Consider the following 10834-nt stretch of genomic DNA (forward strand, 5'->3'; position numbering starts at 1 on the left):
AGACGAACGCGAAGACCAGGTTCTGACGGATGTTGCCCATGGTCGCCCGCGACAGCCGGCGGGCGCGGACCAGTGCGGTCAGGTCGGCCTGCAGCAGGGTGATGCCGGCGCTCTCCAGGGCGACGTCCTCCTCGAAGGCGGTGGCGTCCAGCGCGCGACCGGGCAGGTGCAGGGCGTACCCGGGGCCCTTGGTGCGCAGGACGCGGGCCGGGGCTCGGGGGGTGCGGTCCGGCTCGAGGGCGCGGCGCAGGGCCGCGACGAAGGTGCGCACGGCCGCCGTGCGCCCGCGCTCGTCGTCCGGACCCGCTGCCCCCCAGAGGTCCTCGACCAGGACGGCGACGGGGACGACGGCGCCGCGCGCGACGGCGAGGCGCACGAGCAGCTCGCGGTGGCGCGGCCCGGGCAGCCGCAGCTCGCGGCCGCCCGCGTCCCAGGCGGTGGTGGGGCCGAGCACGCCGAGGCGCGGGAGCGCGCTCATCCGCCGCTCATCCGCCGGCCGGAGGCTCGAGGCATGACGGACACGACGACCGACCCGCTCGCGCGCAGCACGGCCCCGGCTCCCACGGACCCCAGCATCCCCGGCTTCGACGCCGTCGACGTCCCCGTCGCGGACGGCGTCACCCTCCACGCCGCCGTCGGCGGGTCGGGCAGCCCCGTGGTGCTGCTCCACGGCTTCCCGCAGACCCACCTCATGTGGCGGCACGTCGCCGTGGCGCTCGCCGCCGACCACACCGTCGTCTGCCCGGACCTGCGCGGCTACGGCGCCAGCAGCAAGCCCGCGGCGACGACCCCCGACACCTACAGCAAGCGCACGATGGCGGCCGACGTCGTCGCCCTCGCCCGCGCGCTGGGGCACGAGCGGTTCGCGCTCGTCGGCCACGACCGGGGGCTGCTCGTGGCCCTGCGGGCCGGCCTGGACCACCCGGACGCCGTCACGCACCTCGGGCTCCTCGACGCCGTCCCGACGCTCGACACGTGGGCCGTGCTGCAGGGCCGCTCGGCGGCCGCGGCCTTCCACCTGTATCTCATGGCCCAGCCGCCCGGGCTGCCCGAGGCCCTCATCGGCGCGAGCCCCGACGTCTTCTTCGGCCACTTCCTCGACGCCTGGGCCACCGAGCCTGCGGCGATGCCGGACGACGTGCGCGCCGCGTACCTGCGCGCCAGCGCGGCGGCGGTGCCGTCGATCGTCGCGGACTTCCGCGCCACCGCAGGCGTCGACGTCGAGCACGAGCAGGCCGACCGGGACGCCGGGCGGCGCCTCGCCGTGCCGGTCAGCGTGGTGCAGCAGGACTGGGGCGCGGCGCTCGGCTACGACGCCGCGGCGGTGTGGCGCCCCTGGGCCGACGACCTCGAGCTCCGCCTCACGGACGCCGGGCACTTCCTGGCCGAGACGGCGCCCGACGAGGTCGTCGCCGACGTCCGAGCGCTGTTGCAGCGCTGAGCGACCGGCGGCACGAGGACGTGGTGGGGCGCGTCGTCGTGCCGCCGGTCGACTCGGGGCGGCCGGTCAGGCGTCCGCGCGCGGGTCCGCCAGCACGTCGCGCCACGAGTGCTGCGGCTCGTACCCGAGCAGCCGGCGCGCCTTGTCGATGGAGTAGAAGGTCTCGTCCCGACCCATCTCCTTCCGCACCTCGACGCCGTCGTAGAAGCGCTCGACGACCTCCTGCGTCGTCGCCGCCACCGACATGTCGGCGTTGGCGATGTTGAACATCTCGAAGCCCAGCCCGTCGGTCTCCAGCGCCTTGAGGGTCGCCTGCCCGAGGTCGCGGGTGTCGATGTACGCGAAGATGTTCCGCCGCCGCAGCGCCGGGTCCTCGAGGAACGCGGGGAACTTCTCCTCGTACTCGTGCGGCTCGATGACGTTGTTGATGCGGAAGCCGTAGACGTCGGCCCCGGTGCGGGCGTGGAAGGAGCGGGAGACGACCTCCCCGGCGACCTTCGACATCGCGTAGGAGTCCTCCGGCACGACGGGGTGCTCCTCGTCGACCGGCACGTACAGCGGCTTGCGCTCGCCCTGGGCGAAGCAGACGCCGTACGTCGTCTCGGACGAGGCGAAGACGACCTTGCGGATCCCGAGCCGGGTCGCGGCCTCGAGCACGTGGTAGTGCGCCAGGATGTTCGTCTCGAAGGTCGCGGAGTCGGGCGCGATGCCGATGGCGGGGACGGCGGCGAAGTGGACGACGGCGTCGTAGGCCGACCCGCGGCCGCCCTGGACCAGCTCGGGCGCCTCGAGGTCGGCCATCGTCGGCATGCCGGCCATCGCCGAGTACACCTGGCCGGCGTCGGTGAGGTCGACGCGCAGGTCGGTGACGTCGGGGTGGCCGAGGTTCGTGAGGTCCGCGTTGGTGACCTGGTGGCCCTGCGACGCGAGGTAGGGCGCCACGTGGTGACCGGCCTTGCCGCTGCCGCCGGTGAAGAAAATGCGCATGCGTGCCACCCAACATCGGCGGCGGCGGTTCCGCACGTCCCGGGGCCGCCCCGCCCGGCCGCGGGACCCTTCGCGCCGCGCGAGGGCGTGGGCGTCCTAGCGTGCCTGCGCATGAGCACCTCCGGCAGCGACGCCGCGACCCCGTCGACCCGCTCGTCCTCGGCGCTGCCGAGGGCCAGCGCGCAGGACGGCACCCACCCCCGCCCGCAGATGCTGCGCGCCGCGTGGGCGAGCCTCGACGGCCCGTGGGCCTTCCGCCACGACGACGACGACGTCGGCCTCGCCGAGGGCTGGGCCGCCGGGCTGCCGGACGCCGGTGAGATCCGCGTCCCCTTCCCGCCCGAGTCGTCGGCGTCGGGCGTCGAGGTCCGGGGCTTCCACCCGGTGGTCTGGTACGCCCGCCGGCTCACGGCGGACGACCTCGCCCGCGCGGGCGCCGGCGATCCCTCCGGGCGCGTCCTGCTCCACCTCGGTGCGGTCGACCACAGCGCGCGGGTCTGGGTGGACGGCGCGCTCGTCGGCGAGCACGTCGGCGGCCACACGCCCTTCGTCGTGGACGTGACCGCGGCCGTCCGGGCTGCCGGCCAGGGTGAGCCCCTCGTCGTCGTCCGCGCGGAGGACGACCCGCACGACGCGGCGCAGCCGCGCGGCAAGCAGGACTGGCACGAGGAGCCCCACGGCATCTGGTACCACCGCACGACCGGCATCTGGCAGACGGTCTGGCTCGAGGCCGTCCCGGCCACGAGCGTCGAGCACCTGCGGTGGCTGCCGGCGCCCGGCGCGCTGGGGCGCTCGGCGCTCGACCTCACGGTGCGGCTGCGCGGTCGCGCCCCGGCGGGCTCCCGGGTGCGCGTGGTGCTGCGGCACGACGACGAGGTCCTCGCCGAGGTGGCGCAGGCCGTGCGGCCCGACGCCCGCGAGGTGGACCTGCGCGTGCCCGTCGCCGGGCAGCGCAACGGGCAGGCGGAGCACGAGCTGACCTGGTCCCCGGAGACGCCGCGCCTGCTCGACGCCGTCGTGGCCCTCGAGGTCGCCGGCGACGCCGGCGACGCCCCGCGGCCGGTCGACGCCGTCTCCAGCTACGTCGGCCTGCGCACCGCCGAGGTCGCCCACGGCGCGTTCCTCCTCAACGGGCACCCGTACGACGTGCGGAGCGTGCTCAACCAGGGCTACTGGCCCGAGTCGCACCTCGCGGCGCCGTCCCCGCAGGCGCTGCGGCGCGAGGTCGAGCTCGTCCGCGAGCTGGGTTTCACCGCCTGCCGGGTCCACCAGAAGGTCGAGGACCCGCGGTTCCTCTTCTGGGCGGACCGGCTGGGGCTGCTCGTGTGGGGCGAGGCGCCGGGGGCGTACGAGTTCTCCGCGCGCGCGGTCCACCGCCTGGTGGCGGAGTGGATGGAGGTCGTCGACCGCGACGCCTCGCACCCGTGCGTCGTCACGTGGGTCCCCTTCAACGAGTCCTGGGGCATCCAGCAGGTGCGCGACGACCCCGCGCAGCAGGCCTACGCCCGGGCGCTCACCGACTTGACCCGGGCGCTGGACCCGACCCGGCCCGTGGTGTGCAACGACGGCTGGGAGCAGCAGAACACCGACATCGCGACCGTCCACGACTACGAGGGCGACGGCGCCGTCCTGGCCCCCCGCTACGCCGACGCCGCGGCCCGCGACCGGCTGCTGGGGGGCCTGGGGCCGGCCGGGCGCCCGATGCTCGTCGGCGGAGCGGCCGACGCCGGGCAGCCCGTGATGCTCACCGAGTTCGGGGGCATCTCCTTCCAGCCCGGTGGTGGACGGGAGGGGGCCTGGGGGTACACCGCCGCCGAGGACGCCGGCGACTGGACGGCCCGCATCGCGGCGCTCTACGACGCCGTGCGCGCCAGCTCCTTCCTCGCCGGCTCGTGCTACACCCAGCTCACCGACACCGAGCAGGAGACCAACGGGCTGCTCGACGCCCAGCGGCGGCCCAAGGCGCCGGTCGAGGACATCCGCCGGGCGGTGACGGGCGGCGCCGGCTGAGGCCGGGCCAGCCGGGGGTGAGCCGGCTCGGGCCGGGGCGCGTGCTCAGACCCCGCCGCGCAGCGCGGTGATCGGCTCGACCGTGGCGGCCTTGACCGCCGGGTACGCGCCGGCGACGAGCCCGATGAGCCCGCCGAGCAGGGCGGAGCCGAAGGCCGTCGGCAGGTCGAGGACGGGCGTCCACGCCTGCACCACCGAGACGCCGACGACGACGAGCACGCCGAGCGAGGCGCCCACGACCCCGCCGAGGAGGCCCAGGACGACCGACTCGACGAGGAACTGGCCCGCGACCTGGCGGCGCGTGGCGCCGACGGCGCGGCGCAGGCCGATCTCGCCGCGCCGTTCCAGCACCGACAGGAGCGTGACGTTGGCGATGCCGAGGCCGCCGACGAGCAGCGCCACCGCCCCGAGGGCGAGGAACGTCGCGTTGAGGTCGGCCTGGACGGCCTCGCGGGCCCGCGACCGCTCGGGCGGCGCCTCGACGTCGAAGGCGTCGTCGCTGCCCGGGTCCAGCGCCACCGGGGCCTGACGGGCGACGAGCGGGCCGGCGCCGACGGCGATGCGGACCTGCAGCTCCTCGGGAGCGGTGAGACCGAGGTCGGCGCGCGCGGTGCCGAGGGGCACGAGCACGGCGTCGAGGAGGTCGGTCCGACGGCGGACGTCGTCCACGACGCCGATGACGGTGTAGGGCGCCTCGCCGAGGAAGACGGTGGGCTGCCGGTCGACCCGTCCCACCCCGAGGCGCTCGGCGGCCCGGGCCCCGAGCACGACCACCTGGTCGGCGCGGGCGTCGTGCCCGGCGTCGAAGAACCGACCGGTGACGACGCGGCCGCGGACGGCGTCGAGCAGCCCGGGGGAGGCGGCCAGGACCGGCGGTGAGACCGCGGCGGGCGCGGACGGGTCGTTGACGGGCACGGCGGTGACGGGCGCCCCGCCGAGGTCGACGGCGGCGAGCGCCCCGGCGTCCTCGACGCCGGCCAGCCGCTCGACGCGCTCCTCGGCGTCCCAGGGCAGGCGCCCCGTCGCGCGCTCCTCGCCGGACTGGGTGAGGACGCTGCCGGGGCGGACGACGACCTGGGTGGCGGCGACGGCGTCGAACTGGCGGCCCACCTGCCCGGCGGCGGTCTGCGCCAGGCCCACGGTGACGACGAGCGAGGCGATGCCGAGCACCGTGCCGAGCATCGTCAGCGCCAGCCGTCCCGGGCGGGCGCCGACGCTGGCGACGCCCTCGGCGAGCAGGTCCCGCAGGTCGAAGCCGTCGCCCCGCCGCCACGGACGGCCCCGCCACCGCCGACGGCGCGGGGGCGGTGGCGGGTCCGTCTCGGCCAGCTCGAGGACGTCCTCGAGCGCCACCGGTGCGGCGCGCCGCCTCACAGCTCCGCCAGCAGGCCGTCGCTGATGCGCACCCGCCGCTGCGCCCGGGCGGAGACGACGGGGTCGTGCGTGATGACGACGAGCGTCAGCCCCGAGGCGTGCAGCTCGTCGAAGAGGTCCATCACCGCGGCCGAGCTCACCGAGTCGAGGTTGCCCGTGGGCTCGTCGGCCAGCAGCAGGCTCGGCCCGGTGACGACGGCGCGGGCGACGGCCACGCGCTGGCGCTCGCCGCCGGACAGCGTGGTGGGGCCCGCGTCGACGCGGTGGCCGAGGCCCACCCGCTCCAGGGCGGCGCGGGCCCGGTCGACGCGCTCCGCGCGCGGCACCCCGCTGTAGAGGGTCGCGAGGAGGACGTTCTCGAGGACGCTGCGGTGCGGCAGCAGGTGGAACTGCTGGAAGACGAAGCCGATGCGGCCGCCGCGCAGGCGGGCGCGGTGCCGCTCGGACGTCGTCGACGTCGGCACGCCGTCGAGGAGGTAGTCCCCTCCGGTGGGCCGGTCGAGCAGGCCGAGGACGTGGAGCAGCGTCGACTTGCCCGACCCCGACGGCCCGACGACCGACACGTACTCCCCGGCGCGCACGACGAGGTCCACCCCGTCGAGCGCGTGCACGGGGGGCGGGCCGGGGAAGGTCCGGGTCAGGCCGACGAGCTCGACGACGGGGGCGCTCATCGCCCCACGACGACGAGGTCGCCCTCGTCCAGGCCCGGGCCGGAGACCTCGGCGTAGCCGTCCGCGGCCAGCCCCGTCTCGACGACGACGAGCTCGGTGGCGCCGTCGTCACCGGCGACCTCGACCCGCGACTCGCCGCCGGGCCCGGCCGTCAGCGCGGCCAGGGGCACGGCGAGCACCTCCCCGCCGGTCGAGCTCACCGGCACGGTGACGCGCACGTTCTGGCCCTGCAGCGCGGTCAGCTGCTCGTCGGTGAGCGCGCCGACGGCGAAGACGACCGTGGAGCGGGCTGTCCTCGGCTCGCCCGAGCCCCCGCCGCCCGAGCCCTCCCCGCCGGAGCCGTCGCCGCCCTCGCCCTCCGCGCCGCCGTCGCCGGCGGACCCGCCGCCCTCCTCGTCGGTGACGGCCGACACCTCGACGGGGACCTCCTCGCCGTCGGGGCCCGCCAGCACCGCCGGCATCCCCGGCGCCAGCAGCGCGGCGTCGCTCGTCGACGCCGTGGCCGAGACCTCGAGCGTCGCGCCGGAGACCTGCACGACCGCCCCGTCCACGAGGCCGCCGCGGCGCACGGACACCTCGTCCACACGGCGGGGCAGCGACGGCAGGTACACGACCTCGCCCGCCGGCAGCCCCGTCAGCGCCTCGTCCCGCGCCTGCAGCAGGGCCTCCTGCGCGCCGTCGCGGGCAGCCTCGGCCGCCGCGACCGCCTGCTGCTCCGCGACGGGCTCGGGGACGGCGAGGGCCTCGCGCCGCTGAGCGCGGGCCAGCTCGAGGGCGTCCGCCGCCGCGGCGACGGCCAGGGCGTCACCGCCCTCGCGTGAGGCGGCCAGCTGGCGCTCGGCCTCGCGGACGCCGTTGTCGGCCTCCACCCGCGTCGACTCGGCGGGGCCCGACCGGGCCTCCTGCAGCGCGGCGCTGGCCGCCGCGAGGTCAGCCTCCGCCTGCTCGAGCGCCGCCTCGGCGTCCTCCACGAGGGCCTCCACCTCCTCGCCCGCCGACGGCGAGGCGTAGCCGGCGCGGTCGAAGAGCGCCCGGACCCCGGCGGCGGTCCCGCTGTCGTAGGTGTCGCCCGGCTCGCCCACGTCGATGCCGAGGGCGGTGAGGGCCTCCTCGAGCTGGACGACGTCGGGCCCCGAGGAGCCCGCCCGCAGGCTGCGGTAGACCGGCAGCTCGCCGGGCAGCACGAGCACGGGACGCCCCGTCACCTCGAGGAGGACGGCGCCCGCCTCGAGCGTCGCGCCCACCTCGGGCACGGCACCGGTGACGACGGCGGGGCCCGCCTCGCCGCGGTCACCCGTCTCCACGGTGACGGGCGCCGGGTCGTCGTAGCGGACGTCGCCCCGCAGGACGACGTCGTCGGAGATCACCCGCCGCTCGACGGGAACCGTGATGGGTCCCGCCGCCGGCGGTTCCGCCTCCGCGGCCGCCTCGGCCGGCGAGGTGACCGCGCGCCCGGCGAGCAGGCCCGCCCCCAGGGCCAGCGCGGCGGTGACGCCGACGACCGCGACCGTGCGGCCGCCCCGGCCCGCGCGGGACCGCTCGCTCACGGCTCCTGGCCCGCGGCCTCGACCATGGCGTCGAGCTCGGCGCGGTGGGCGTCGACGAACTCCTGCTCGACCCGCAGCGAGACCTCCTGGTAGGTCTCGTCGTAGTCGACCTCGTCCTTGCAGCGGTGGTCGGCCAGGGCGGTGTCGATCTCCAGCTGCTGCAGCTCCTCCCACGCCACCGGGTCGGGCTCCGGGGAGGTCTCGCTCGTCGCGGCGTAGAGCTCGTCGCTGCGGGTGCTGATGTCCTCCCAGGCGGCGTCCGGCGTCGCGAAGTCGTAGCCCGCCTCGGCCATGCAGGCGGACCAGTCGCCGTCGAGGGAGGCCACGGCCGGGTCGTCCTGCACGGAGGTGTACATCCGGTCCATCTCCTCCTGCAGCGAGGAGAAGGCCGGGTCGCTGAAGGGGTCGACGGCGTCGCCCTCGACCTCGTGCTGCGCCTCGCCGCTGCAGCCGGCGGTGGTCCAGTCGTACTCGGCCATCTCGGCCTCGGGGTCGGTCTCCTCCACGACGTCCATGGGCCCGTAGAGCGCCTCGTAGAAGGCGTTCTGCTCGCTCTCGGACATGCCCGCGACGTAGTCCTCGTTGGGGTCGACCCACACCTCCTCCTCGGCGGGGGCGGCCTCCTCCTCCCACGTCGTCATCCCGTAGCCGTGGGTGGCGACGTACTCCTCGGACTCGTAGTCGACGTCCTCCTCGACGGTCATGTCGCCGAAGGCCTGCGAGGTGTCCATCGGCGTGTAGTCGAAGCCCTGCTCCTGCATGCAGGCGGCGGTGAGCTCCTCGACCTCGCGCATCTGCGCGGCCATGTCCTCCTCGGACTGCTCGGGGTACATCTGCGCGAAGTACTCGCCGAGCGGGCCGACCTCCCCCTCCGCCTCGGGGTCGGTGCTGGGGCCGCCGCCGCACCCCGCGAGGAGCAGGGCACCGCCCACGAGGGCGGCGACGAGCGCCCGTGAGCTCGTCCGGCGAGCAGGTCCGGTCCGGCGAGCGGGCCCCGTCCCGCGAGAGGACGTCGTCGAGAGCGCCATGAGTACCCCCTGCGCCCGGGCGCAGCAGCGCCCCGGGCCCCCGTCGGCAGCTCGTCGGAGGCGACCTCTGCCCGCACCGCGGACACTAGGGCGGCGGAGGCGCTCCGGTCACGGAGTTGCCGGAACGTGATCTCGCGCACCGCCGTCGGGGGCCGACGAGGGCGACGGCGCGTCGAGCCCCGCCCGCGCCCGGGCGGCGTCGACGTCGTCGCCGCGCAGCACGGAGGTCATCCGCTTGCCGCGGGCGACCTCGTCGACGAGCTTGTCCATCCAGCGGATCCTCTGCATGAGGGGGTCCTCGACGTCCTCGACGCGGACGCCGCACACGAGGCCGGTGATCTCCGCGGTGCGCGGCGTCATCGCCGGGGCCCGCGCGAAGAACGTCTCGAGGTCCACCTCGTCGTCGAGGGCGCGCTGCAGGCCGGCGGCGTCGTAGCCGGTGAGCCAGCAGACGACGAGGTCGACGTCGGCCCGGCTGCGCCCCTTCCGCTCGGCCTTGGCCACGTAGTGCGGGTGGATGCTCGCCAGCGGCGCGGCGAAGACGCGGTGCCCGGCCACGGCGGCCTCCTGCTCCTCGGGCGGCCGGTGCTCCCGGTCGCGGGCGCCCAGGGTCGCGCGCGGGGGTGGTCCGCGTCGAGCCCCGGCGCCCCGGTCAGGCGCGGCTCAGGGACGGGCCGCCCGGCGCCGCAGGGCCGCGACGACGTCGGCGACGGCGTCGCGCCCGGCCCGGTTGGCCCCGACGGTCGACTGCGCGGGGCCGTAGCCGACGAGGTGCACGCGCGGCTCGCGCAGCACCCGCGTCCCGCGGACCTCGACGCCGCCGTCGGCGCTGCGCAGGCCCAGCGGCTGGAGGTGGTCGAGCGCGGGGCGGAACCCGGTGGCCCACAGGACGACGTCGACGGACGTGGACGTGCCGTCCGCCTCCCGGACGCCGTGCGGCTCGAGCGCAGTGAACATCGGCCGGCGCCGCAGGACGCCGCGCTCGCGGGCGGCGACGGCGTACGGCGTCCACGAGAGGCCGGTGTAGGAGACGACGCTGCGCGGCGCCCGCCCGGCCTCGGCGTCCTCCGCGACGCGGGCGACGACGTCGCGCCCCGTCTCCGACGTGAAGGGACCCGTCCGGAAGACGGGTTCGCGCCGCGCGTACCAGGCGGTCCACGCCACCCGCGAGACCTCCTCGAGCAGCTGGACCGCCGAGATGCCGCCGCCCACGACGGCGACCCGGTGCCCGCGGAGGTCCTCGGCCGAGACGTACTGGCTCGTGTGGAGCTGGCGCCCCCGGAAGGCGTCGGCGCCCGGGTAGCGGGGGAGCACCGGGTTGGTCCACGTGCCCGTGGCGCTGAGGACGGAGGCGGCCCGCCAGGTCCCGGCGTCGGTGCGGACGAGGAGGTCGCCCTCGGGGTCGTCGTCGACCCGCTCGACGCCCCGCACCCGCACCGGCCGCAGGACCGGCAGGCCCTGGTCGCGCTCGTAGGCCGCGAAGTAGCGGGGGACGGCCGTGCGCGCCGGCTCCTCGGGGTCGACTGGCGGCAGCGGGGCGCCGGGCAGGTCGAAGATCCCGTTCACCGTGCTCATGCTCAGCGAGGGCCAGCGGTGCTGCCACGCGCCGCCCGGGGCGGCGTCGGCGTCCAGGACGACGAAGGAGCGGTCGCCCGCGCCGTCGAGGGCGCTGGTGAAGCCGCGGCGCCGCAGGTGGTGCGCCGCCGACAGGCCGGCCTGCCCGGCGCCCACGACGACCACGGTCGCCGCCCGGTCGGCGGCGGGGGCGGGCGGGAG

9 protein-coding genes and 1 pseudogene are annotated in these 10834 nt (G+C 76.8%); 2 read left to right on the plus strand and 8 right to left on the minus strand.

Annotation, left to right across the window (positions count from 1 at the left end; translation table 11 throughout):
• The coding region (locus tag HLB09_RS08360) for an AfsR/SARP family transcriptional regulator (RefSeq protein WP_171202935.1) at window positions 1-478 on the minus strand (478 nt) is incomplete at its 3' end.
• A 33-nt stretch (window positions 479-511) separates the two neighbouring features.
• Here HLB09_RS08360 and HLB09_RS08365 point away from each other — a divergent pair.
• Window positions 512-1441, plus strand: a complete 930-nt coding sequence (locus HLB09_RS08365) for an alpha/beta fold hydrolase (RefSeq protein WP_171202936.1) — start codon at window positions 512-514, stop codon at window positions 1439-1441.
• 66 nt (window positions 1442-1507) lie between these two features.
• On the opposite strand, the gene HLB09_RS08370 is transcribed toward HLB09_RS08365, so the two are convergent.
• Window positions 1508-2428: an NAD-dependent epimerase/dehydratase family protein gene (locus tag HLB09_RS08370; protein WP_171202937.1), complete on the minus strand. Its 921-nt coding sequence runs from the start codon at window positions 2426-2428 to the stop codon at window positions 1508-1510.
• 111 nt (window positions 2429-2539) lie between these two features.
• Here HLB09_RS08370 and HLB09_RS08375 point away from each other — a divergent pair, with 111 nt between their 5' ends.
• Window positions 2540-4438, plus strand: a complete 1899-nt coding sequence (locus HLB09_RS08375; protein WP_171202938.1) for a glycoside hydrolase family 2 protein — start codon at window positions 2540-2542, stop codon at window positions 4436-4438.
• A gap of 45 nt (window positions 4439-4483) precedes the next feature.
• Here the strand turns inward: HLB09_RS08375 and HLB09_RS08380 are convergent, their stop codons facing one another.
• The 6 genes and pseudogenes from HLB09_RS08380 to HLB09_RS08405 form a co-directional block, all read right to left on the minus strand.
• Window positions 4484-5686 carry an ABC transporter permease gene (locus tag HLB09_RS08380; protein WP_409372985.1) on the minus strand — a complete coding sequence of 401 codons (1203 nt, stop codon included), beginning with the start codon at window positions 5684-5686 and terminating at the stop codon, window positions 4484-4486.
• Between the two features lie 122 nt (window positions 5687-5808).
• On the minus strand, window positions 5809-6483 hold the full coding sequence (locus HLB09_RS08385; protein ID WP_171202939.1) for an ABC transporter ATP-binding protein: 675 nt from the start codon (window positions 6481-6483) through the stop codon (window positions 5809-5811).
• On the minus strand, window positions 6480-8030 hold the full coding sequence (locus HLB09_RS08390) for a peptidoglycan-binding domain-containing protein (protein ID WP_171202940.1): 1551 nt from the start codon (window positions 8028-8030) through the stop codon (window positions 6480-6482). The genes HLB09_RS08385 and HLB09_RS08390 overlap by 4 nt, the downstream gene beginning before the upstream one ends.
• The gene (locus HLB09_RS08395) at window positions 8027-8962 is read right to left on the minus strand and encodes a hypothetical protein (RefSeq protein ID WP_171202941.1); all 936 of its coding nucleotides are present in this window, start codon (window positions 8960-8962) and stop codon (window positions 8027-8029) included. The genes HLB09_RS08390 and HLB09_RS08395 overlap by 4 nt, the downstream gene beginning before the upstream one ends.
• 309 nt (window positions 8963-9271) lie before the next feature.
• Window positions 9272-9616: pseudogene (locus HLB09_RS08400) on the minus strand (DUF2200 domain-containing protein); the annotation flags it as partial.
• A gap of 105 nt (window positions 9617-9721) precedes the next feature.
• Window positions 9722-10834 (minus strand): NAD(P)-binding domain-containing protein (locus HLB09_RS08405; RefSeq protein ID WP_212770774.1); only part of this gene is annotated, 1113 nt, incomplete at its 5' end.

Origin of the sequence: Pseudokineococcus marinus, assembly GCF_013004605.1 — a bacterium.
Taxonomy (GTDB): Bacteria; Actinomycetota; Actinomycetes; order Actinomycetales; family Quadrisphaeraceae; genus Pseudokineococcus; species Pseudokineococcus marinus.